22 protein-coding genes and 1 pseudogene are annotated in these 25,400 nt (G+C 46.6%); all 23 read right to left on the bottom strand.

What is annotated here, in order from left to right:
- Positions 1-28: 28 nt before the first annotated feature.
- Entirely contained in the window at positions 29-673 is a 645-nt protein-coding gene (locus tag PPRES148_RS09750) for a TlpA family protein disulfide reductase (RefSeq protein ID WP_149454458.1), read from the bottom strand.
- A 2,764-nt stretch (positions 674-3,437) separates the two neighbouring features.
- A complete protein-coding gene (locus PPRES148_RS09745; protein ID WP_149454457.1) occupies positions 3,438-4,202 on the bottom strand; it encodes a zinc-dependent metalloprotease family protein in 765 nt (254 codons plus the stop codon).
- A gap of 718 nt (positions 4,203-4,920) precedes the next feature.
- A pseudogene (locus tag PPRES148_RS13420) lies at positions 4,921-6,179 on the bottom strand (IS256 family transposase).
- Between the two features lie 836 nt (positions 6,180-7,015).
- Positions 7,016-7,690, bottom strand: a complete 675-nt coding sequence (locus PPRES148_RS09730) for a peroxiredoxin family protein (protein WP_149454454.1) — start codon at positions 7,688-7,690, stop codon at positions 7,016-7,018.
- Between the two features lie 196 nt (positions 7,691-7,886).
- Positions 7,887-8,318 (bottom strand): SpoVA/SpoVAEb family sporulation membrane protein, encoded by a 432-nt coding sequence (locus tag PPRES148_RS09725; RefSeq protein WP_425468267.1) that lies wholly within the window; start codon positions 8,316-8,318, stop codon positions 7,887-7,889.
- Entirely contained in the window at positions 8,282-8,665 is a 384-nt protein-coding gene (locus PPRES148_RS09720; RefSeq protein WP_187820962.1) for a stage V sporulation protein AB, read from the bottom strand. Before PPRES148_RS09720 ends, PPRES148_RS09725 begins: the two co-directional genes overlap by 37 nt.
- Positions 8,666-8,724: 59 nt before the next feature.
- Complete coding sequence (locus PPRES148_RS09715; RefSeq protein WP_149454452.1) at positions 8,725-9,366, bottom strand: stage V sporulation protein AA; 642 nt, start codon at positions 9,364-9,366, stop codon at positions 8,725-8,727.
- Positions 9,367-9,928: 562 nt separating this feature from the next.
- Positions 9,929-10,096: a hypothetical protein gene (locus PPRES148_RS12065; protein WP_223128037.1), complete on the bottom strand. Its 168-nt coding sequence runs from the start codon at positions 10,094-10,096 to the stop codon at positions 9,929-9,931.
- 63 nt (positions 10,097-10,159) lie between these two features.
- Positions 10,160-10,930 (bottom strand): RNA polymerase sporulation sigma factor SigF, encoded by a 771-nt coding sequence (gene sigF, locus PPRES148_RS09710; RefSeq protein ID WP_149454486.1) that lies wholly within the window; start codon positions 10,928-10,930, stop codon positions 10,160-10,162.
- A 13-nt stretch (positions 10,931-10,943) separates the two neighbouring features.
- Positions 10,944-11,396, bottom strand: a complete 453-nt coding sequence (spoIIAB, locus tag PPRES148_RS09705) for an anti-sigma F factor (RefSeq protein ID WP_149454451.1) — start codon at positions 11,394-11,396, stop codon at positions 10,944-10,946.
- Positions 11,393-11,746 carry an STAS domain-containing protein gene (locus PPRES148_RS09700; RefSeq protein ID WP_149454450.1) on the bottom strand — a complete coding sequence of 118 codons (354 nt, stop codon included), beginning with the start codon at positions 11,744-11,746 and terminating at the stop codon, positions 11,393-11,395. The genes spoIIAB and PPRES148_RS09700 overlap by 4 nt, the downstream gene beginning before the upstream one ends.
- A gap of 274 nt (positions 11,747-12,020) precedes the next feature.
- A complete protein-coding gene (locus tag PPRES148_RS09695) occupies positions 12,021-13,256 on the bottom strand; it encodes a D-alanyl-D-alanine carboxypeptidase family protein (protein WP_149454449.1) in 1,236 nt (411 codons plus the stop codon).
- A 359-nt stretch (positions 13,257-13,615) separates the two neighbouring features.
- Positions 13,616-14,983 (bottom strand): thymidine phosphorylase, encoded by a 1,368-nt coding sequence (locus PPRES148_RS09690; protein ID WP_187820960.1) that lies wholly within the window; start codon positions 14,981-14,983, stop codon positions 13,616-13,618.
- Between the two features lie 243 nt (positions 14,984-15,226).
- Positions 15,227-16,096: a purine-nucleoside phosphorylase gene (locus PPRES148_RS09685; RefSeq protein ID WP_342779854.1), complete on the bottom strand. Its 870-nt coding sequence runs from the start codon at positions 16,094-16,096 to the stop codon at positions 15,227-15,229.
- 328 nt (positions 16,097-16,424) lie between these two features.
- Positions 16,425-16,712 carry a hypothetical protein gene (locus tag PPRES148_RS09680; RefSeq protein WP_149454447.1) on the bottom strand — a complete coding sequence of 96 codons (288 nt, stop codon included), beginning with the start codon at positions 16,710-16,712 and terminating at the stop codon, positions 16,425-16,427.
- A 100-nt stretch (positions 16,713-16,812) separates the two neighbouring features.
- Positions 16,813-16,947, bottom strand: coding sequence for a hypothetical protein (locus tag PPRES148_RS13105; protein ID WP_281290007.1), 135 nt, complete (start codon positions 16,945-16,947; stop codon positions 16,813-16,815).
- A 1,547-nt stretch (positions 16,948-18,494) separates the two neighbouring features.
- Positions 18,495-19,064: a hypothetical protein gene (locus PPRES148_RS09675; protein ID WP_149454446.1), complete on the bottom strand. Its 570-nt coding sequence runs from the start codon at positions 19,062-19,064 to the stop codon at positions 18,495-18,497.
- A gap of 270 nt (positions 19,065-19,334) precedes the next feature.
- Positions 19,335-19,493, bottom strand: a complete 159-nt coding sequence (locus PPRES148_RS12050; protein WP_187820956.1) for a hypothetical protein — start codon at positions 19,491-19,493, stop codon at positions 19,335-19,337.
- A 1,257-nt stretch (positions 19,494-20,750) separates the two neighbouring features.
- Positions 20,751-20,972: a hypothetical protein gene (locus PPRES148_RS09670; RefSeq protein ID WP_149454445.1), complete on the bottom strand. Its 222-nt coding sequence runs from the start codon at positions 20,970-20,972 to the stop codon at positions 20,751-20,753.
- Between the two features lie 64 nt (positions 20,973-21,036).
- A complete protein-coding gene (gene obgE / locus PPRES148_RS09665; RefSeq protein ID WP_149454444.1) occupies positions 21,037-22,338 on the bottom strand; it encodes a GTPase ObgE in 1,302 nt (433 codons plus the stop codon).
- A 91-nt stretch (positions 22,339-22,429) separates the two neighbouring features.
- The gene (locus tag PPRES148_RS09660; RefSeq protein WP_149454443.1) at positions 22,430-22,627 is read right to left on the bottom strand and encodes a hypothetical protein; all 198 of its coding nucleotides are present in this window, start codon (positions 22,625-22,627) and stop codon (positions 22,430-22,432) included.
- A complete protein-coding gene (locus PPRES148_RS09655) occupies positions 22,624-23,895 on the bottom strand; it encodes an MFS transporter (RefSeq protein WP_149454442.1) in 1,272 nt (423 codons plus the stop codon). The genes PPRES148_RS09660 and PPRES148_RS09655 overlap by 4 nt, the downstream gene beginning before the upstream one ends.
- Before the next feature lie 319 nt (positions 23,896-24,214).
- Positions 24,215-25,285, bottom strand: a complete 1,071-nt coding sequence (obgE, locus tag PPRES148_RS09650) for a GTPase ObgE (RefSeq protein ID WP_187820954.1) — start codon at positions 25,283-25,285, stop codon at positions 24,215-24,217.
- Between the last annotated feature and the right edge of the window lie 115 nt (positions 25,286-25,400).

Raw genomic sequence — 25,400 nt, 5'->3', positions numbered from 1 at the left:
CCTACGCCCCCCTACATTCTATCCCCATCTAACCACCAGAGGGAAGATCGGCAAGCATTTTCTTCAGACGCGTTTCCATATCCAGATCCGCACCCCTAGAAACATGAATTACATGACCTGATTTTCCTATAAAATATACCATCGGTGTACCTAAAACACGATAATCAGAAAAAACATTCTCGTCCCCTAAAAACACGGGGGAAAGGGAGAGGGGCTGTCCCGTTGCGGGATGAGGACGGTTGAGAAAATCTTGTAGTTCCCCCATACCCCCTTCCATATGAAAACCATCCATGTACAGAAAGTTGATCCGATCCTGATAACGGGCCTGCAATTCCTTCACAACAGGTAAATGATTGAGGCATACTCCGCAGGGGGTATGAAAAAAATAGAGAACTGTGGGTTTCCCCATATAGGTTGACAAACTAACCCTATCACCCTCCTGACCATCCTTCAAAATCGGGAGGACGAAATTGGGCGCACACTGCCCGGGCTGCACACCCCTTGTCCCTTTGCAATTGGGATGGGCAAGCATAACAATACTTGTTTTCCAATTTTTCCATATAAAAACCATGCTAATAGCAAGGAGAATTCCTATAGCAATCAAGGCCCCAGCCCCTACACCCCCGTGGGGAGACTGGTTCGTAACCCCTTTATTTCCCTGTCCACTACTCACGAAAAAAAACCCCCTTCAACGACATGGCCATTCACAATCGACAAGTTTATGAAACCCCCAGGGGGGTTCCTCAAAATACTCCCCCACCCGTTCATGAATATAAAAAAATATTATTATTTAATAAATACATAAGTATAATACAAAATATACCATTTAAACATGATAAGGTTATTCGACAAAACAAACCTAGTAAACATCTGAAGATCCAATGGCTTGGGGAGAAACCGACATTTCAAGCAGATTCTCCCTTACGTTTCCCTCAGACTTCCCTCAATAGAGTTCCCATTACCTGATTTTCTCCCCAAGCCACCATGGGATTATCCTCATCAGAAATGAATCAAGCCCTTTCACCATTATCCCGACAGGTACTTCGTTATAGTCCATTACGGCCCATTCATATCCTATTGGAAACACAAGGCAACCCATAACTACTTATGGACCCGGCGGGTAAACCCAGCCTAGCGACTGAGGCCTCCCCTTAGGCCCATACGCCCCATTATACGGACCCCATCCACGATCCCAATTGTCCATTCCCCTCAGCGGATTCAGTGAACCAATAATCTCGGGTGGGTGGTCTTTATTCCTGCCCCATCTACTTTTAGATTGCATAGTTCCGTACCTAGATCTAATTTGAAAATGACCCCCCATAGGGGCTTCCCCGCTACCACGGATCAATCTGCCTCTATGCGCAGCGCAAGGTGCCTATGTTTCCGCCTGTCCGAAAACTCAAATCATATTCTATATCAATATTCAATCCTTTTCCTTCTACATTAACTTTAGCAAATAACGCTCAGCTACCCTGTCTACAATAAGGGGTTACCTTGTTCTGCAATGGATGTCTGGGTCGTGTCCATCCTACCTGTGTACCCAGATGCCGACCCGCCATACGCAGGATTTCATATGGTACCTATATCGAAACAGACAGATTTCCCCTCGTTTTTGATATAAACTACAGTTTTCCGATACCTAGGAATGAATGTTTTCCCTATGATTCACAGAAACCCGCTTCCGCTGATTTCCGCGCCCTGTCCGACGAGTATTCCCCACCTCCTCCCTCGATCACCCACTACCAATGCCCTTTACACCAGCAAACAACCCAGGATCGTAAAATGATCCCCCAAGTTATGCGGCCGATTCTCTACTCCTGCTCCCCTCCTCACAGGACCACACGTACCACTTTCGCATTACACTAATGCGGCCTTTCTCATCCCATCCCAATCTTCAAACCGTTTAGGTCCTACTCCGATTGTGGGGATGTTGCCTTGAGGTTCCCATAATCCCCTCACATGTAACTAAGTCTTCCCCCGTGACTTCCCCCGACGTGTCAGGCTATACTTCGGTTTCGACATTTCAATGCGTCCCCAAACAGTTCACTTTCACTGGGTTCTTTAATCCCCACCGGACGAGGATTCTAGTCTTGCCCTTTCCTAAAACTGCTCGCCACCGGGATATTAGGTGGTGAGAAGGACCTTGCTATCTACCGGCCAGCTAGCTCCCCAAAGGGCCATTTACAACCTTCATTGTTTATACAGCCCACTTGACACACACCGAACGGGAATTCTAGTCCCGTCCTTTTCTGAACCGACCACCACCGGGTGTATCTCCACATCAGCAACATTAGGTGGTTGGAAGCTTGTTATCTACCAACCGATTCCAAAGGACCCAGTACAACCCCCATCGTTTATATGGCTTACTTGCCATACACCCGATAGAAATTCCACACCCCGCATTTCCCAAAACGCTCACACCAACACGCTCTATACGAACAGCATTAGGGTAGCAATTTAAATCTGCCACCTACCATTCGACCCCAAGGATCTAAACAATCTTCATCACTTCCGCACCTAGCTTGGCAGACACATTCCGTCCCAGATAATCCCCCCATCCTACCTTGATATCGTCCCTCAATTCTCTGTATTTTGCAACCACATGGGGGAACTATGCATCACCAAAATCGACCGCCTCCCAAACACAATGTCACCTCCAAAATAGATAATTTGGGTCTTGGCCAAACTTCGGACCTGGAATGTCTTCGGGCGATTTTTTTCCTAATAAAAATAAAGTATACATCCTACTTCGTTACCACAAAAATACCTCGGAATACAGTAGAAGAGAATCCAAATCTAGGCAAATATAAACACAGAAACCTACCACGATACATTCGATAGATCGAACCATGGTTCAATCCTCACTCCTGAGATTGAACCCCCAGGTCCGATATACGGCTAAGATACGATAATTTTAGATTCCCTATCATTGTTCGTGAATCGCCTCCCAGGATATTTCCTAGTCAATATTATGGTTCATTAATACTATAGGTGATAGTTCCATGTTACTGAAGGAAATCTCAAAGTTTGTCACCGGCATGATCTACCCAATGCTTGTCTTCCTCTTTCCAGTTCTGGAATTCACGGAAGGGAAGGGCTTACATACCCAGCAACGGCAACAATCCCCCGTTATGGATATGAATTCCCGAACAAGGTTTTTAGGGGGGACTCCCCCCCATCTTTGGTATTTCCGTCTGCATCCATCCAATAAGGTCCAGAATTTTAAGCTGGGCCTACCACATCGACTAGGGCCGGCGGCTAAAGAGCCTTCTGATGTAATGAACCCCGAGCAGCACAATAAAGGGAATGTTCCATGGGGAAGTAAACATGAAAACGATTCGAAAAAGATTCCCGTTGAGATTCAAACAAAATAATCCCAAATTTTTACAAAATTACCTATCTATTTATAAAATTTAATAATAAAATCGGAAAATGAACTATTTCTTACCAGTCAAATTATTTTTAACATGATGTAACTGAGATGTAAATGCTTCCTTACCTGATCCACTCCGATTAGCCCTCATCAAACCACCGTCGGTGTGCTCGAGGCCACATGCATGACCCAGTTCATGTGCCGTGATATCACGATTTGCCTTTTCATTTCCGTTTACAGAAACAGCAGAGTATCTCGGACTTCCCCCTAGGCTATGCTTTTTAATATCGGAATACCCTTCTACACCATTTGATTTTGTAAAATAAACCTTAAAATCTACATGACGTCCACCGGCGGGTGCGGGAGCCTTAGACTTAAATCTATTGGGGGTACTAGCATCATTCGCACTCACCCCAATTTCTGGCATGGTGTCATCATAGCTAACAACCTCAAATCTAAGCCCCGTTTTCTTTAAAAGTTTGTCACTAGCATAGTTCACTAATTGCTTAGCTTCCTCTTTCCAGTTCTGGGATTTACGGAAGGAAGGGGCAGCATATACGGCAACGGCGATAGTATTTTGATGGTTCGATTCCTTTCCAGATTGATTTGATTGGTCCCCAACGGATGACTTATCCGATGGGTGATTGCCAGATGATTTAGTGAATAATTGAACCATCATTTTCAATATAGAAAGAAGATCCCCACCTCCAGGTGACGATGGACTGTCCCCCGTTTCTGCAGCGAATGATGGGTAAGCAGAAAAACTCATCATGGATAGGGTTGAAATTAAAAGAGAGTATTTTACTATTTTTTTAAGTTTATTGCCCACAATCTTCAGCCCCCTCTCTGTTGTTGTTATTATTAGATTGTGAGATATTACTGCATGCAATAATAATATAATATAAATAAATTATAATATAATATATTCATAAAATATATATTAAAATTTATGTATTTAGCATATATATTTGTATAAAAATATACCAAATATAATATTATAAGAAGAAGATGAATCATACTTTTATATTTATTATATGTAATGTTACTTAAGAAATAAAAAAATGCATTACGGTGTAATTATTATTAAATATAAAAAAATTATATATGAATATTGTCAGCACAAATGATATGTGATTGAAAGTTACCACTTTCTGGGGGTCTCCGCTGTTCGTAGCGGGCGGACGAACAGCGGCTTTGGGGTGTGAAATTATTGCGTGAATCAGGCAAGCAGTATGATGGAGTAGCATATGAGGAACGGATAGGCAGGCAGCATCCGGACGGGTGTGTGCATTTTTCGGGGGGGATTTTTAGTCCCACTTTTTTGCCTCCTTGGGTGACCTTTTCCTGTATTTTTTTAAGCATAATTATCTTATTAATTTGTATAGATAGAAAATTCGTTCCTGTCCTCTAGTTTCCCCTCGTCCATTTTTATTATGAATCCTATAGGGATTGGGAAAAAGGCGATTCTTACTTTTCAAAATTTTCAATCTAAATCGTAAAAACACATGATTCCATACTATTTCTACTTTCTTCCTAATCCCTACAGTTCACGCTGTCTTCTGGTCCGTTCTTTCTTGCCGTTTCTGGTGATAACGGAGACAGAAGAGGGCGGATATCCGATAAGCAGCCCTGTCATCAGAATAGCAGCGGGCTTTATTCGTAATGCGTTTTAAATTACTGTTGAGATTTTCCAGAATGTTGGTACTCCGGTTTGACTTTCGATGGGTAAGGTCGTGCCTAAGGTGAATAGTGATCTCGAGCAGGCCTTTTCGCAATATTTTTACTGTTTTCGGGGCAATGGCTTTATAATCCTCGCAGATCCTCATGCCGATTGCATGGGCCGTTTCATGATCCGGAAATTCCAGAACCTCCTTGCGCAGCCTCCCAAAAAGTACCTCTGGTGGAAAAGAATCCTCCTCAGCGGCACCCCGCAGATTCCTAAAGAAATGGACAATACATCGTTGCCAATCCGATGTAGGATAATGAACACGAACAGCTGTTCTAAGGCCGGGGCGAGCGTCGGTCACGATTAAAGGAACCGATGATAAACCCCGTGAGCGAAGATTTTCGAAAACCTGGTTCCAGGTGTCTAACGTTTCAGGTGGACCGTATCCAACATAAAGAATTTCCCATACACCGTCCCATCTGCGTCCCAATTACTATGTAAATGGCTATTTTTTTCCCTTTGCCCCCACGGATCTTAAGATAGGTAGCATCGGCTTGAAGGGTGGAATACTGGTTCTGTAGGGAACGGAGGCTCCACGCGTCTAGGTGGCTATCATACTGAAAAATAAAGCGTTGGGAGAGGGTGGAACGGGGAATCCTCTTGCCGAGGATCCACTTTGTTTGTTCCGCGATGACCTCTAGCGACATACCGCCGGTTCGGAGGGGAACGATCTTTTTCAACAAGTAGGGATCATAACGGAAATAGGGATCGGCCAGAACCGACTGGAATTTGGCGTTTCGTAACCGTGGAATGAAAAAGGCAATGGAACCCCTATGGGTATCTAAAACACGTTTTCTATATCCACTTCTAATGATTTTACAACGTCCTCCGTTGTCTCTTTGATAGCTTTTCCACCCCAGATATTGATCCCTTTCATAGCCAGCCAACCATGTCCAAGCCTTTCCAATGGTGGAATTTCCCCAATTTTTATCGTTCAGAACTGAACGACCGACAGTCTGGACGGCTTGCTCGGGTGTGGACCCTGATTTTTGTAAATATTGTACCCGCTCTAGGAGATCGTTCTCCATTTTTTTATCACAAAATAGGAGCCGGTAGGGTGGTATGGGTATTGTGTTCCATAAATCTATAATCCTTCTCGTTATTCCATAAAATTTTTAATTTTCGCGGAATAGTATAACAGAAGGATAAACAAAAAGAAAATGGAAATTTATTACCATTTTAACGAATCGGGATAGTCCAGGCACTCATAGTGAATAGGTAAAAAAAGAGAGGACAAAGGTAGAAAACTAAAATATACGTTTCCTATTTTAATATAATAAATGTATTTTATATAGTAATCCATGGAGGAAGCACTCGGAATGGGGGGGAAATCCCCCCCAAAAAACCTTGTTCAGAAATTCACACCCCCAACGGGATACTGCCGTTGGGTTCCCAATTAACATTTCTAAACAAATAAAACCATGCTCCTTGCTGGAGCGGGTTTTTTGACGTATGGAGGTTCCGTACAGAAAGATCTAACCGTCCCCGGAAAGGTCCCGAACCCTACTCTGGAAAATGCGTCCACAGTGTTTGGGTACGTCCGATAAACCGGCTTCAACATAAAATATTACGCTGTCTATACTGCCAAGGGGATTTGTGGTAGAGTAAAGATAGGTCATTAGCTCTAACACCTGCTTTTCCATAGGAATCTGGACGTTCTCTATGGAGCATTATAGCAGAAGAGGGGCTAATGACCTAATTTTTTTGTTGTTTTCTTAATAACTATCAAACTAGGGGACTATGATCCTTAATTTTACAGTCATCGGATAGATGCTCCCTAGCAAGCATCTTATTCGTTTTCTAATACGTCACCGCCCACCCGATTCCTATAAAAAAATCCATGCTAAAGAGTCGCCGTTCATCTACCCGCTATGAACAGCGGAGACCCACCAAAAACCGAGGGAGGAGTCGCCCTCTCATCTAGCTTCCCCAGATGACGTTGAAGAAACCGCAATCAGACCCTGCAAACGATTTTCTATGTCGACCTCATTCCCCACTTGCGTGCTTGCATCCACAATATGTCCATTGGTATCAATAAGGCATAGGGCAGGAACCATCAACGCTATATCGTAGATGATAGACTGGTTCCTATCCCCTAAAAGAACAGGATGAATGGACATAGGTTGTCCCGTTGCCGGATGTGATTTACTGAGAAATTCCTGTACCCCCTCGACGCCGTTCGGTTCCCGATTCGAGAGATCCATATACAGAAAATTGATCCTGTCCTGATACCGATTTTGTATTTGTTCCATCACAGGCATATGATCCACACACTCCGCACAATTGGTTCTGAAGAAATAGAGGACGGTTGGTTTATCTAGGAACTCCGACAGACTGACCTTCCTTCCAGATTGACCCTTCTGCAAAACCGGTAGGGAAAAATCGGGGGCACATTGCCCTTTCCGTATCCCTACCGTCCCCCCACAGGTGGGCACAGCAGCCCTGACCCCACTCCTTCCCCGGTTATTCCACAGACAAGCTCCCACAACAAGGAGAAGAACCCCTGCCATGATGATCATCTGAATCCATTTTCTCCTAGGAGAGGGGTGTTGTCCGGAAGCATCCGTATCCATTTTTTGCCTCTCTGTCATCCCCTATCACCCTCTATTTTATACATTGCTCCCCCCCACTTTATACATTGCTCCCCCCCACTTTATACATTGCTCCCCCCCACTTTATACATTGCTCCCCCCCACGAGACGGACAAACCAGGGGAGGGCTTACCGGGGGAGGGCTTATCAACGAATTCCTCCTTGGATTCCCTTTTCCTAGATCCTCCATGCCCCCCTACTCTTTGGCACGAAAGAGGCAGGTTGTCAGAAACCCCCAAAAAATTGCAGCCGATAGACCCACGCTCGCAGTCCTCATAACCCCAGAAAAAATGCCTATGAATCCATCAGAAGCAGCACCCTGCAAAGCCCCTTGAACTAGCACATTACCAAAATTGGTAATCGGAACAGCCGCACCAGCACCCGAAAAATCGAGCAAAGGTTGGTAAAAACCCAAACCAGAAAGAACCGCGCCACCGACTACAAAGATACTGAGTGTATATGCTGGTGTAAATTTAAAAACATCCATTAAAATCTGTCCTATTGCACAAATACCCCCTCCTATGATGGCAGCATACAACCACATCATATGATTCCCCTCTTTCGTCATCATACTTTCCATTCTATTCTGGTCTATTCTGAAGGATAAAACACACCGGGAAACCACCACATTTGACAAAGCGAGCCCGTAACCTTCCCAACCACAACTGCTGAAAAAATAAAGGTAACATAGGACTGTAAGCGAAGGCGTCTTGCAAATACCGGAAATACATTGATTACCTCCGTCAAGGCACCCGCTAGCATCCCGATAAACGAACCCATTCCCACACCTACTATAGATAGAAGGACAATGTGAATACCAATATGAAGATCAAATAAATCCACAAGGGTAAATGATAACACCCCAGCTATAAGGGCCCATTCCAAAAAAACAGACTTTTGGAGTACATTAGCCAATTGTAGTAATCTCGGGAAGAGTTGCAGGGCCGACAACAGGGCTACAAAACCACTGCCCACAAATCCCCCCCCTATAAAGCCTATAAGGGTCATCCCAACGTATGCAAGGGGGCCAATGGTCATGGGGAATTATACAATGAATCAGCAGCAGTCTTGCTGAGCTTATGGGTATGGGGGCGATTCATGGCATATTGATCTAACAATTGTTGGTACTGGAAAGATTCGATTTCAAGGGGACTAGGTTCGCGATCCCTTCGTTTTCTCCAACTGCGATTGAAGAAGGCAAACATCCCCAGCCCAATACCTAACGCGTAGGGAATTTGTAACCAGAGAGGATGATTCGTAATCTCCCCCGTCAGGAGCTCATGGATACGTTGATGAACCTCCTGCATACCAACATCGGCATGAAAATACATAATCGCCAATCCCGAACCGAGAAATACCACAATCCAGGTCACCGCCAACACGAGATAACGAGGTGCCCTGGTAGCCGACGTTTCCCCCTCGACCAGGACCTGTGACGTACCAAGAAATTCCACCTCCCTATCTGGAAAGCGTGCATGGATTTGCTTGATAACATCCACAGCCTCTACCACGCTATGGGTCACCTGATCCGCTACTCTTCCCAATGGCAATGATCCGATCTCCTCGTTCCCCACACCAGTCGAAAATAGACATACATCCCGCACCATTAAAACCGCATCGGGTGGGGCTTGAACACGTTTACGAAAACAAAGGTAAATTTTTTGCTTATTGGCCATAGCCCTACCCCCGATTCACTGAGGAAAACTATATCCGCGATTTACAACCACCCCAGCCCTTATAGTTCCTTATCCAAGGTGTACTTATACATCCCTTTGTGAATTGTGAAAACCCGGTTGTATCCTAACTTTTATATGCCAACTTCCGTAAAACCCAAATTGCATAGATATAAATATTATTATATTATTTTTATATTAAATTTCATGAAAATAATCTATTCATACCCAGGTCCATAATCGAAACTATTTGCACTCTTTACCTACATCCCATTGTTTGTGCTATGTTTTTTCTATATTTAATAAATAAAGGACCTGTCCCCAAGGAAGGAGACAGGTCCCAACGTTCTAGGTGGTGTCCTACGGAGGGATCATAACGAATCACACTGGGATCAGTACATCATAAGGAAAAATGAAAATATTTTATAAATTTAATGTCAATTACCCGCAAAAAGTGAGAGGAGCGCCCCATAACAGAGTAATGTGTCCGGAGTCGGCTGCAACTACGGGATCTACCATAATGAGGGAAACGTTGGAAAAACAAAAGGGGGGGATCAGCTCGAAATCAACATCCTGGAGAACCCCGTAAAAAAGCAGAATCCTTGCCCCAAAAACCGGATTGAGATAGAAGAGCACTGGATGGGGAAAGGGTATTCGTAAAACAAAACCCTAATAGTAGTAAGGTACAAACCACCTCATCCATTTCCCCCATCTCTATCTCCACACGAATCATCCCACCACAAAAATCCGGCAATAATCATGGAAAGGGACCCCAACCCACTCTCTTCCCCATTTCTCATCCATCCACCTGTAGTTCCAGCTCCTCCCGAATACGCAACAGAATTTTTTTCTCCAATCTCGAAACCTGCACTTGGGAAACCCCCAATCTCCGAGCCACCTCCAATTGCGTTTGATCTTTAAAATACCGCAGATAAACAATCAATCGCTCCCGCTCCGTCAAACAACGGTCAATCGCCTCCTGCAGGGCCAGTTTATCAAACCAAAAAGCACCCGTTTTATCCGCAATTTGATCCATAACGATGATCGGATCCCCGTCACTGTCATACACAGTCTCGTAAATGGAGGAAGGGGCCCGACTTGCCTCTTGCGCAAATACGATTTCCTCCGGCTCCACATTCATAGCCTTGGCAATTTCCTGAAGGGTAGGAACCCGATCCAGTTCCTTGGCGAGCTCGTCGCGGGCGTTACGTACACGATGGGCCGTTTCCTTCAGCGATCTGCTCACCTTGACGATGCCGTCATCACGCAAAAAGCGCTGAATCTCCCCCAAAATCATAGGTACCGCATACGTAGAGAACTTAACATCATAAGCAAGATTGAATTTATCCACAGCCTTGAGAAGACCAATGCAACCAATTTGGAAAATATCATCCGAATCGTATCCACGGTTGAGAAAACGTTGCACCACTGACCACACCAAGCGAATATTGTGACTTACCAGCCGGTCACGTGACTCCGGATTTCCCTGCTGGCTTTCTGCAATGAGCTTTCGCACCTCCGCGTCCGTGAGATGATCATGGCGACGGTTGCGCACATCCGCATGCATCATGCCACATCCCTCAATTCACAACGGCTACATTCCTACTCGCCTGCAACTTTTTTATCATATGTACTACGGTACCTTGACCGGGCGTAGAACGAACCCTCACCTGATCCATGAAATGTTCCATAATGGAAAACCCCATCCCCGCGCGCTCCCATTCTGGCCTAGAAGTATACAAAGGTTGCCTGGCCTGCTCCACATCTACAATTCCCACGCCCCGGTCTGTAACCGTAATAGCTACCTGGGTATCCTCTATCTCCACAGAAACACGAACCATCATACCCTCAGAACACTCACCATAGGCATGAATCACCGCATTGGTAACCGCCTCGGAAACCACAGTCTTTATATCTGTCAATTCCTCCAGCGTGGGGTCGAGCTGAGCTACAAAAGCAGCCACGGCAATCCTTGCAAATGCCTCGTTCTCTGAACAACTCGTAAATTCCATTTCCATACGATTACGTTTCATGATGCCACCCCACACGAAGCCACAGCACTCTGTTCATCATCGTACAGTGTAGCTAATTTACATAAACCTACCATTTCCATCAACCGTAGAATCGAGGACGAAACCGAACAAAAGACAAGACGACCCCCATGCCCCGCAATGCGACGATAACGACCCAGTAGGACACCCAAACCCGAACTATCCATAAACGAAAGCCCTGCCAAATTGAACACCACATCAACAACCTGTCCGCTATCAAGGGCAGCGTCCACGGCCTCACGAACGCGTCTCCCCGTGTGATGATCCAATTCACCACACAAACGAACTACCAAAACACGCTGTACCGGTACCACCTGCAATTGCAGGGTCACTGGAACCCCCTCCTCCTATCCCCCCTTATACAGTATCCAAATGGAGAGGGGACCACCATGATCCAAATCCGGGCGAAGGTCATGAACCCCCACGCCCAGACTCGGAACTTCGTGATCGGAACTACTGATTCCTGCCCCCCAAGCCACATTTTTTAGGGGATTATTGAATCTGCATTCCCACTGACCTCACCTACCCGGTCTTATCGGATGAACAGCGGAACGGAGCACCCCCACACCATGGGATCCACCACCCCAATCCCACGAACAAAACCCCCTAGGCTGTTTCCTTGTTCTCCACTTCCTCCTCATCCTCCGAGATCACTAAATCACGAAACCACCGCTTGATACCTTCCCACGTACCTGCGGACTGAATGGCAACTGGTGTTTGTAGCAAAATACTCGTCCTACGAACACCACCCACATCAACCAACAGTTCACCAATTTTTTGACCCGCCTTCAGAGGCGCTCCTAAATCAGACAAGGAGACCCGTGTAGTTATTTTAGGCTGTCCTTCCGATCGTTTGAGGAGCACACCAACCTCATAAGGAGCCCGAAGGACCAACCGTTCTGGCTCACCATCCTCTACCTGATAATTGGCAATCGGTTCCCCCTTCCTATAGAGTACCCGACGGGTATAGGTACGGAAAGCATAATCCAACATCTCAGCTACCTCTGCATTACGCACCTTGGCACTAGGCTCACCCATCACAACTGCAATTACACGTAAAGGACCACGTTTTGCCGTCGCCGACAAACAGAATCCCGAGTGATCTGTAAAACCGGTTTTCAATCCATCAACACCAGGATAAAAACGTACTAGACGATTGGTATTGACAAGCCAAAAGGGCTTCTCACTTCCCTGACGAAGGTAACCCTGCTCCAAACCCGTATACTGTGTAATCTTTGAATGACGCAGTAACTCACGGCTGAGGACCGCAATGTCATGAGCGGAAAATACATGATCATCGACAGGTAACCCTGTGCAATTAGCAAATCTTGTTTCACGCAGCCCCAACTGCTGTGCCCGTTCGTTCATGAGAGAAACAAACTGCGCCTCCGTGCCCGCTAAATGCTCTGCTAAGGCAACCGTTGCATCATTAGCGGAGGCCACAGCCGTAGCCTGTAGGAGCTCATGAACCGTCATGGTTTCGCCCGGGGATAGGAATATCTGTGAACCACCCATAGAAGCTGCATAAGCACTAGCTGTCACCTGATCCTGTAAGTTCAGCTTTCCCGAGTCGACCGCTTCCATGAACAATAGGAGGGGCATTAGCTTTGTAACCGAGGCAGGGGGCAAAGCGAGATGGGAATTCTTTTCAAAAAGAACCGTCCCACTATCCGCATCCATCAATACCGCCGCCTTAGATCGAATAGCCAGTTCCACAGGGGTAGCGGGGGAAAGAGGTGGTGCCGCCGTAGCCCTAGGTACCGGTACCATACCCCCCCCTCCAATAATTCCGCTCACAAGGACCATTGTCAAAATGAAGTGCACACTATGCCATCGCCGCATCCCTGTTACAGCCTCCTTCTTGACTACAGAAACAAAAGTACCCCCTATAGAGCACTGTGTACAACCTATGGTTCTTAGTCTGCGCACGATGGGATAAGAGCATGCCTGTGGGTTACTCGCTCAATGGCATACCATACACAGGGAGGAAGGTTATCGTTATGGTTAATATCTATCATGTCTATTGAATTCTAATAAAAAACCATAGGATATCCGGAATATCCCTCAGGTATCCTATGGTTGGCACGCAGGAAACAAAAACACTTTATGGGACAAACCCTGTCATCTCAAGGGAAAACGTGAAATCAGAAAAAAACCGAACCCTTGCTCTCAACACCCAAAATCCCCAACATTGGGGAACCCTACACGGATGTGATTACCTTCTTCACAAGGGCAGGCGAGGGGAGAATATTTCGTCCCACGAAGGAGGACGATGGCGATTCCTTCTCCTCGGACCACCCAAAAGCATCGAACAACCCAGTCTTCGCCAAGGACAGCTTATCCCCCTTGTTAGCATATAGTGTCAACAAGGGAGAGCCCTTCCCAACCCTTTCCCCCCGACGGACATGGAGGCGAATACCCGCTGCAAGATCGATCGGATCGTTCTTGTGCTGTCTCCCCGCACCTAGTGCCATGGCCGCCCTTCCTATTGATAATGCATCCAATTTATCCAGGGTGCCTTCCTTTGGGGAATAAATTGTTTCTTTATAAGAAGCCTGGGAAAGTAAAGAAAAGTTGGTAACTACCCTCTCATCCCCACCTTGAGCACGTATCCAGGCCCTACACCGATCCAATGCATGCCCTTTTTGCAATAAATTCTCTAATAAATCCTTTCCTTCCTCTGGACTTTCTGCCTTTCCCCCCAGGTGAACCATGTAACCCCCAAGAATAAGCGAAAGTTCCCGTAAATCGTGGGATCCCCCCCCTCCTCCTTGTAACACGGTAAAGGCCTCCTGGACCTCCAGTGCATTACCCACCGTACAACCCAAGGGCTGCCCCATTTCGGTAACCAAAGCAACCACACGGCAGCCTACGGCTGCACCCAATTGCACCATGATCTCCGCCAGACGTACAGCCTCCCGCTCCTGCGGCAAAAAAGCTCCCGCACCCACCTTTACATCTAAAACAATGGCTGAAGCCCCGAGGGCAAGTTTTTTACTGAGAATAGAGCTGGCAATAAGAGGAAGGGAATCTACCGTTGCCGTAACATCCCGTAGGGCATACAACCTACGATCGGCCGGCGCTATTTCCTCTGTGGCACCCATAATGGCAACCCGAATGGACCGTATCTGTTCTATGAAACGGTCTACAGACAAACATGTTGTCATCCCCGGGATCGCAGACAATTTGTCCAACGTTCCCCCAGTATGCCCTAAACCAGCCCCAGAGAGTTTCCCTACAGGTACACCCGCCGCTGCTACCAAAGGAGCTAGGATCAATGTTGTACTATCAGCAACCCCCCCTGTACTGTGCTTGTCTACCACTGGGGAGGTAAAATGGGAAGAGAGGTCTACCCGTTTCCCGGAGTCAGCTAGGGCATGAGTAAAAGCAGCTAATTCTGATACCGTCATGCCCCGATAATAAACAGCCATAGCAAAAACAGCCATATGATAATCCGCGACATCCCCCCTCATATAACTCTGCACAAGGGATGTCAGCCTTTCGGGATCAATAGATCTACCATCTCTCTTCTGACGCAGTAAGGAAACAATATCCAATGGTTTACTCATAATGTACCCCTCTTTATGCATAGATGAAGCTAGTACGGAAACAAAACCACCTATCTGAATCCGAATTTTGCTTAATAAATAACTTTTTAGTAAAATAACTTTTTTAAGAATTTTTATACAGATATTGGAAGGTAAAAATGACACAATCGAGGCGATGTTCATTGCTGTCACCATTTTCTTACATCGATATCATAAATAGATCAATTTATTGATCAATTCTTATTCTTAATAAATTATATATAGTCACACCATCGTAACCTCATGACTCCCCACATGTTCAAGAACACCGGTGATCAAGGAGATAAACGAATCACGGGATCGTTCGGCCATTTCCAGAACCTCGAGATGATTCAAAGGCTGGGGGGAGGTTCCAGCTGCCATGTTACAAATACAGGAAATTCCCAAAACACGCATCCCAACATGCCGTGCAACAATAACCTCAGGGATGGTGGACATTCCCACAGCATCCACACCCATTTTCTGGAACACCCGAATTTCAGCTGGTGTTTCGAAAACAGGACCCAGGCAACCCATGTATACCCCCTCTCCGAGATCAATTCCACGATCCCTTGCCACCCTATGGGCTATCGCACGGAGTTCGATATCATAGGCGGCAGACATATCCAGGAAACGCTCACCTAGGGCTGGATCATGGGGGCCCACCAGGGGATTCCGACCCATGTTGTTGATATGGTCTGTAATCACCATCAATTGCCCAGGATGAAGACTTTCGGAAATACCCCCCGAGGCATTGGTCACGATCAACCACTGTGCACCCAATTGGTGCAGAACACGAATGGGCAAGGTGATGACTGAAGGGTGATGACCCTCATAGGCATGGAAACGACCCGACAAAATAGCTGCCTGTCGTCCCGCCAATTCTCCAAACCACAATCGACCCTCATGGCCAACAACCCCGGTATCGGGAAAATAGGGTAGATCACCATAAGGAATATCAACAGCATCCTTCACCATCTTGGTAAGGGATCCCAATCCAGAACCCAGGATAAGGGCTACATCAGGTACACAATCGGTTTTTTTCCGAATGGCCGTTTTTATTTCCGATATTTGCTGATATACTTCTCCCATATAGAGGAACACATCCTTTTCCAAGTCTATTCATTCCCCCATCGCTTCTGAACCCGATGGGATGGAACCCATATCATCCCCGCGAATCAACCTTCCTTGGGACTGTATACGACAGTCCCCTGCCGTGGAAAACCTCCATCACCCAAATCAACTGCTCCTAGCAAACCCACGGAACAAACGATTCTAAGTATTGTGTACGTAGGAGCAGATATATTCAGATTCAAACCCAAGTCCCCGACCCATGCTGGGAAAAACCATCCCCCAGCCCCCATAATAGGTTTCCCTGTTGTACGCGAACGCCGGAATCATGCCACCGAATGCCGCTTTGCCAAATATAGGATTGATGCAGAGCCTATATCATAACGGGCGAATCCCCCATCATCTTCGATACCAACCAGGGTTTCGACACGTGGAGATGAGCGTTTTCCGTTCGATTTATGAGGATCTGCTCCCACTGGTCCCTATAATCCACACCAGACAAACATTCCCTACCCCTTCCTGGAATCCACCAGCTACCGATGCTCTTTATACCAGCAGCGTAAGGCGGCTTAGAATCGGCCCGCCATCCCGACGGGGGGATTCCATCTTCTTGTCGAAATTCCCCTTCATTGTCCCTATACACAGGGTCCGCAGAACACACGATCCGACCCTATACGAAAAAGATCGGTTATCTCTGGTCCTTTTTTCGCCTGGTGACGGCCAAAGAATCCGCACACCCCCCAAAAGCTTCGCACAGGAAATTACATTGGATTCGTCCCACCTGCACATCCCATGGGCCACCGAGGCAGTAGATCATTCATCCCCATCAGTTCATTCCCACATCGCATACCCACATCATGCTTTTTCGACACGAATCGCGATTTTCGGCGTGTCATCAACGGTTCACCCCCATCCACCAATCTTCCCGCCCCGATTCCCACCCGACAAAGTTAGCCAAACCCTACTTTTCCCCAACCTATCACGATCAGAACCCTTGATCCCAGCATCGCTAGGCGGTTGGAAGCCTACCACCCACCAGACGATTTCACTGTATTCAACTTAGAGTGGACACACCCTAAGTTGAAGTGTCCCTTCATCATCCACACGAATTGGTAGAGCACACCCTCTCCATAGGGACATCCTATCAAATTTCATTATTCCCAGTCTATGGAATTCAAATAAAAGACCGTTGAACAGGTCAAGAGTGGACAACATAAGGCCCGGGTACCTGTGGACAATACGACGTTGCTGTCCGATACCATCAACAGATGGATAAAGGGGGACAGAGAGGACGTGTCGGATAGCCCGGTTCCTTCATCAAGAGTCCGGTATTGGATGGATTTGTCATCCCTTCGGTCCCGATACAGTAAGGTTATTTGATAATACCTCCTTTTTCATCCAATACCCCCTTGGTCAGTAGATCAGCACAATATTTCACAATAAACAGTTTGTTCATATTATTATGTATCAACTAATGGTACCTACATTTCGTTGGTTAAAAACCTGGTGATAAATAATAGAAAAGCATCTATCCTCGTTGTATCATCTTTCTTATCGTATATAAAAAAATATAAGTGAACTAGACGACAGATGATTCCCAGATATTGTAACACAACACCGAATAACTACGGAACAGAGGAGATAGAAAAAAATAAATTTTTTTTTCAAGATCGCCTGTTATCCACGACGGATCCCGATAAACCTTCCTATATAGAATTAATTTACACTCCACTCGTCCTATTCTCCACTGAATATGAACCTTTGTATATGGATAGATAATATGACTACCATAATACAATAGGGATGATATGCAAACATATACTCATCCCATTGATTATGAACATTATTTTTGACATGAACTATTCTCTTCGGTACGTCCCCAAACGGTTCACTTTTGTTGAACCCCCTAATCCCCCACCTTTTCTCAAACCCTAACCACCAGAGTGTTTTCATATCAGCAGCGTTAGGTGGGTTGGAAACTTTTCTACCTATCCAACGACCCCAAAGAAACAGGTACAACCTTCGTTGCTTGTACAGCTTATGGGACACACTCTTGAAACGAACTCCCCTTTTTTTGTGGATATTTCAATCAATAATGTAAAAAAGAATGCACATCCCCTCCCCATGTCCAGTAGACAGGATCAGAATTTCGATGGCTTCATGGGTTTCCTTGTTATAAATTTATAAATATATAATAAATATTATAATATTTTTAAGTAATTTTGTCTATGATATTTAGAGGATCGCATCCCCCATGTAGAGATCCTTTATTTTATCTGAGAACCCTGTACAAAAAATTGGGCCTTCTTCAGAAACCATCATAAAAAATAGGCCCTTTGGGGCCTATTTGAATTCGTAACCATCAAAATCTTAGTAGGGTCTAGAAAGACACCCTTCAACGCAAAATATACAACTCAGCATACGGAAATGAATCCAACCTTTATCATCTGACACCTAAGGACTTGAATACACCATCCGTAGCACCCTGGATTTCCTTCGATATGTCTCCTGCTGATTTTTTCTTTGTCATCTGGACCATTGTGTCTGAAATCATCCTCGGCAATATCGGGGCCATAACCGACATAAAACCACGAATTATTTTATCTAAAGTTGCCCCCCCGGAAGTATCCGTCTGTGCAGATGATTGGGATCTATCCGCTGTCTTTTCCTTTGTCTGTGTAGATGATTGGGATCTATCCGCTGCCTTATCCGTTGTCTGTGTAGATGATTGAGATCTATCATCCGCTGACTTGTCCGTTGTCTGTGTAGATGATTGAGATTTATCCGCTGTCTTGCTCGTCGCCTTATCCGTTGTCTGTGCGGATGATTGGGATCTATCCGCTGTCTTGCTCGCCGCCTTACCCGTTGTCTGTGCGGATGATCGAGACTGAGAATTAGCAGCCGATAAACCAACTGACAAGGGAGACATAAAAATGAATGAAAATATCGCGCTTCCAACCATCATATCCACAAACACTTTTCTAATAATTTTTCTCGGTTTGCAAATTTTCATGTCACATCTCCCCTCGCTTTTTAGGTAATTTTTTATCATATAAAAATTTATAAATAAAAAATAAAATGCATCTATATAAAATACATCTATAGTTTATATACTATCACCTATGTAATAATAAATAAAGTCTAATTTTTATATATAATTAATTAAAAAAATAAAAATATTTATTATATAGATATACCGATCACTCAATGATATCTCACATGGATAATTTACCCCAAACCCGGTTGCATCCGATCGTACGCGTAAATTCTTCATGGGATCCCTTCATGGATTTTTTGACACGTTCCACATAGGGTCCTCTGGTGTTCCTCTTAGCTTCCCCGCCATTCGTCGAGTGGGGGTGGGGCTTGATATCTCAGCATCCAGCTCTCTTACAGAACCAAGTGATCTCCTATTGATACGGCCCCTCTCATCCCATCCCAACCCCCAGATCGGTGTTTAGGTCCTACTTCGGTTATGGAATAGCCCTGGGATTCCATCGTCAGGTAAACCCGGTATTTCAACCGGGCCTGTCACAGAAACAAACCCAACACCCCCACGTAACCCGGCCCTTTTCTCCTCACCCCACATAAGATCAACGGTACACACCGTATGTCCACTATGATGGTTGTGTGAAACGCAGGACCGATAGAATTCCCTGTTTTCCACTTGATCTTTCCGGGACCAGTCCGGTGAGGCTAGGCCCTTTGCCCCCTTCTCACTTATAAGGCCTCCTAGCTACTACAAACCAGTCCGCCCTCCATGGCAGGTCCCCTCGATATCTCCTCCGGCTTTTTACGGCCTGGTGACGATCAGCCGCTAAACGTCCGAACGAACAGGTTTCCAAACGAAAAAAATCATATTGGGTTCATTCTGCCTGTACACCGCATGCCGCTAGGACAGTAGATAGGTCGTCGTCCTCCGTGATTTCTCCCGACGTATCACAACACACCCAGGTTTTGACATGAACGGATCCCTTTCAATGCGTCCCCAAACGGTTCACTCCCGTTGAGCTCTCTAATCCCCACCGAACAAGGATTCTATAGCCCCTCCTTTTCCCTAGCCGCTCACCACCGGAGTGGTTTCTACACCAGTAGCGCGTTAGATGGTTGGAAGCCCGGCTACCTACCCAGATCCGAAGGGCCATTTACAACCCCCACCGCTTACACATCGTACTAGACACACTCCTAATACAATATATTTTATTTATATAAATATTATCATGCAATATCAATAAACAAAGTTTTGAGTAGTACCACTTATAGACATAGGTGGAAGAGGGCTGTTCACACCCATCTAGTGATAGAACGCAGATAGGATGGTGTCCAGGGGATTCCTTTATGTTGGATACGATCCTCCAAAAATGTGGGGTACCTGGGACCCTATTTTCAAAAATATTCGCCCACAGCATTGGTTTCCTTTCCTCGATCGTTACCGATGCCCACCCTAGCCTCAGGACAGCCGTTCGTACCAAGGACCCTGCACCGTATTAGCAAGGGTATATAGCCCATTTCTTTAGAAATCTGCGGATGTGTCCTCGGGAAAGACCTCTTTCTGCCGAAAATACCCCTCGGGAAGATTGAGGTTCTGGAATCCCCCAATCCCGGGGACAGGGCCTACGCGAAGAGCATGGGGATCTGCAAGAATTCAGAACTGAAACCGGCAAGGTATTGGGGTGGTGGATGGAAGGGGGGGGCCGAACTATTGGATGACATGCCCCCCAATTGAATCATGGATCGCAATCAGAACGGTATCCGCGTTCTCCCCCACGGGGTGGGAAATCTGTGGGGCGCTGCTCCACACACCCACACGAAATGATGAGGCCAATGCCCCCCACCCCAAGTACTCATAAATGCCACAGCATCCCATCCCCGGGGCGGACCTAGAACCATGGGATAACCAAGAATCAACGGTGGTTTCCATAAAATCCCCCTTGTTTTACCATCGGGGCAGATGATGACAATTCGGCCCTATATAAAATCGAAACTCAATCCACGACCAATCCGTCCATCTGCATATCGTACGTAAACACATACTCCCCGATCCGAACCACATTGCCATCCCCTATGCCCTTGCGCAACAAAGCCTTGTTCACCCCTATTCTTTTCAAAAATTGAAGAAAATAAACAACACTATCATAATAGTTAAAATTCATCCTCTCTGCAATCTCCCTTACAGACTCACCATGCACCACATACTCGCCATCTACCTCCTCAATGAAAAATACGGACCTTTGTCTGCGGAAACGGGGTGGGGAATCGTCCCTGTTCTCTTCCCCCTCCTTGGGCCAGGTTGGGGTAGGGAGGGAAGCAACATGATTGGATAAATCATAGATAAGATCCTTTACATTCTCCCTATGGATAGCTGAAATGGGATGAACGGATACAGAGACCTTTTTTTGAAATTCCTCTAATCGTTCCCTTGCCCCTGGAAGGTCCATTTTGTTAGCCACAACATGATGGGGACGAGTGGCTAACTCCCCCGAATAACCATTCACCTCGGTCCGCAAAATTTGATAGTCTTGATATGGATCCCTACCTTCCTCCCCCCCCATATCAATAACATACAATAACAATCGGGTTCGTTCGATATGACGCAGAAATTGGTGCCCTAATCCCACACCTTTATGGGCCCCCTCCAACAAACCGGGTAAATCGGCCATAACAAAGCTAGTCGTATCATCCACAAAAACCATTCCCAAATGGGGTTTAAGCGTAGTGAAAGGATAATTAGCAACCTTGGGCCGGGCCTTCGAAACAGACCCTAACAAAGTCGATTTACCTGCATTGGGAAAACCAATCAACCCCACATCCGCCAATAAGCGCAATTCCAAATCAATCCATCGGCCAGTACCACGGCCCCCACGCTCGGCAATCCGGGGTGCGGAACGAACCGGAGTAACAAAGCGCTTATTTCCTCGACCTCCACGCCCCCCTTTGGCCACCACAAAAAAATCCCCTGGTTTTTTGAGATCAGCCATCAACTCGCCCGTATCGCGGTCCTTGACCAATGTACCAGGCGGAACCAAAATCTGAACAGGGGATCCGTTGGCACCATGTTGCCCCTTAGAACGACCATTCTCGCCACGGGAACCATGATATTGCTTCGTACGATGTAAATCCAACAAGGTTCGTAAGCCAGGGTTTACAACCAAAATGACATCACCCCCACGACCACCATCGCCACCCGATGGACCCCCTCGTGGGACATATTTCTCACGGCGAAAAGATACCTGACCATCGCCCCCACGACCACCACACACATAGATACTCAACTGATCTACAAACACCCCGAAATCTCCCCCCTATGTGGAATTTTATTGTCTAACCTACCTATACCACCCCTATATCTTTCGGGAAATACAGTATATGGACAAGGGATCAAAGAAGTAGACATTGGGCATTCCATTGTTCCCTTAGGGGATACGCGCATGCGAATATGGGATGGAGCAAAGGTCCATCTCCCTGCATACCATCCCCCTCATAGGAAATGATCCACTCCTTAATGATCCCATACAACCGAGGAATCAGGGAAGGGAAATGGGGTAAGGACACCATTCCACACCAGAATAGGATCATCCCTCCTCCTTGTACGCCACGGTGAAGGAACGGGATCGCACAATATACAAAAAAATACCCAAAGCAAGCAATCCAGCCACAATGAAAACTCCCCGTAATCCTTTCGCCCCACTGACCATAGCAACCACCCCACTCAATAGGACGGGACCCACAAAATAGCCGAGAGAGGAAAAGGAAGACTGAAAACCATAGACAGCCCCCATCTCCGCCGATGATGGAGCAGCCCTGGCCAACAAAGTATAGATAGAAGGGTAAATGCCCGCTGTAAACGCCCCCAGGGGGAGGCTTATCATAGCTAACATTTCCTTGCTCGAAGCTATTCCATACGTCATCAGGGAGAGGGCTGCACCCATCAAACAAATGCGGAGAACCCTATAGGAGCCCCAGCGGCCACCCATCATGCCTACAAATGGGGAGGCAATAGCCGTGGCGATGGCTATAGCAGACCACAGAATACCAACCCAAAATATCGTCTCCCGTTCCGAGGTAGTAAATTCCTGAAGTAGAATAGATAGAAAACCTATATAACTAAAATTAGCAACAGCAACTGAAAAGGAAATCACCAACAACTGTCCTAGAGGACGATGACGGAGAAACCGAAGACCCTGTGTGAAAAGGCCTTCCCGGATCCCTGTTTCCGTTTTGATCCTCCCCTTCGGCCCACGCAAAACGAACGCAGCAACCAGAGTAATCACCGCCAAAATGATCGCAGCTACCCAAAAAGTATACTGATATTTGGCGAAAGCATCCCGATCCTGGAAAACGTCCACAAGCCACCCACCAAGCAAAGGCCCTGCTGTAAGACCCACCATAAACCCCGTCTGCAACATACTCGATGCATACTGCAAACGAGATGAAGGAACAAGAGAACTTGCCATGGCTATAGCCGCGGGGAAAAAATTACAAAACGCTCCCTCAATCAACCGTAGCACCAACAACTCCCAAGGTGATCTCGCCCATGCCATCAGGAGGGTTACAACCGTAGCACACACCGCGGCCCGAACAATCATCCATTTGTGACCCAAACGATCAGCAAACCTCCCCCAAATGGGGGATACAAGGAACATAGAGAAAAAGGGGGCGGCCTCAATGACACCCACCCATACCGACAATCTCTCCGTACCCGTAACACCCATGGTTTGTAGATACAAGGGAAGAAAAGGATAAATCATCATCATCGATGCATAGACAATACAAACCAACGCCATTAGGACATACATCATCCGACGCCATCCCCCACGAGCAACAATGGCATGATCTAGAGCCATACTTCGCCTCCCTCGGAAAACTCATAGATGCCCTATCGATCTGTTATCGTACCAATCGCAAACCAACCCTCATACATTCCCCCCGTGGAAAGCAGAAATAGCATGAACGGGCGAGGGAACCTTCTCCCGAAATATTCTCAACCGTTCCCCCGCCCCAAGAACATCCATCTTGTTGGCCGCTATACGATGGGGAAGAGCATCTCAATGCCTCCCCTTACCTCGGATTGCAGAATTTGATCATCCTGACAAAGATCATCAGACATATACCCATGACATACAACAACAATCGAGTGCGTTCCACTAGACGGAAGGTAATATACTACGACCCATCGGAAGACAGGGGGGAGACCCCCTCTCCTTCCTCTCCTTCCTCCCCTTCCTCCAGCCAAGAAGGTACTGGGAGAGAGGAAATCGTATCATACAAATCGTAGACCAACCCCCGTACATTCCCCTTGTTGAAAGCAGAAACAGCGTGAACGGGCGAGGAAACCCTCTCCCGAAATATTCTCAACCGTTCCTCCGCCCCAGGAACATCCATCTTGTTGGCCGCTATACGATGGGGAAGAGCAGCCAACCCCTCCGAGTAACTCCTTACCTCGGATTGCAGGATTTGATAATCTTGGTAGGGATCTCTACCCTCGACCCCAGACATATCAATGACGTACAACAGCAATCGAGTGCGTTCCATGTGGCGCAGAAATTGATATCCCAAACCCTTCCCTTTATGGGCACCCTCCAATAGGCCGGGTAGGTCGGCCACGACAAAACTATTTCCGCCCTCCATGGGAACTACCCCCAACTGGGGCTTCAACGTAGTAAAGGGATAGTTGGCAATCTTAGGACGAGCTGCCGAAATGGATCCTAGAAGAGTCGACTTCCCGGCATTGGGGAAACCAACTAACCCTACATCGGCTAGCAAACGCAATTCTAAATTGAGCCATCGTTCATCACCAGATCCACCACGCTCTGCTATCCGGGGGAGGAGACACTCCGACGTGATAAAACGCATGTTTCCCCTACCACCGCGACCGCCCTTCGCAACTACACGAGAATCCCCAGGTCTTTTGAGGTCAGCTACGATTTCCTCCGTGTTGCGGTCACGAGCCAATGTACCTGGAGGAACAGGAATACGAACGTGCGATCCATTAGAACCGTGCTGTCCTTTGGAACAACCCTCCCCACCGGCCGAACCGTGGTACCTCTTGCTACGGTGCAGACCCAACAATGTCCGTAAATTTGCATCTGCCACCATGATGACATCGCCACCACGACCACCGTCACCACCGGCCGGTCCTTCCCTAGCCGGAAAATATTTTCCACCCCGAAGAGAGACTTTCCCATGACCACCGCGACCACCGCACACGTAAATGCCTACCTCATCGATAAACACAACATCCCTCCAAACCACATCTTACATTGGCATCCACTTCATCACTTGTTTCTTTACCATTTCTATCACCCCCCTACCTACAAGATGGAATCACGAAATTGAATCACTGAAGAAC

The organism is Pasteuria penetrans, assembly GCF_900538055.1.
GTDB lineage: Bacteria > Bacillota > Bacilli > Thermoactinomycetales > Thermoactinomycetaceae > Pasteuria > Pasteuria penetrans.
This window is presented reverse-complemented; position numbering and strand designations above follow the sequence as displayed.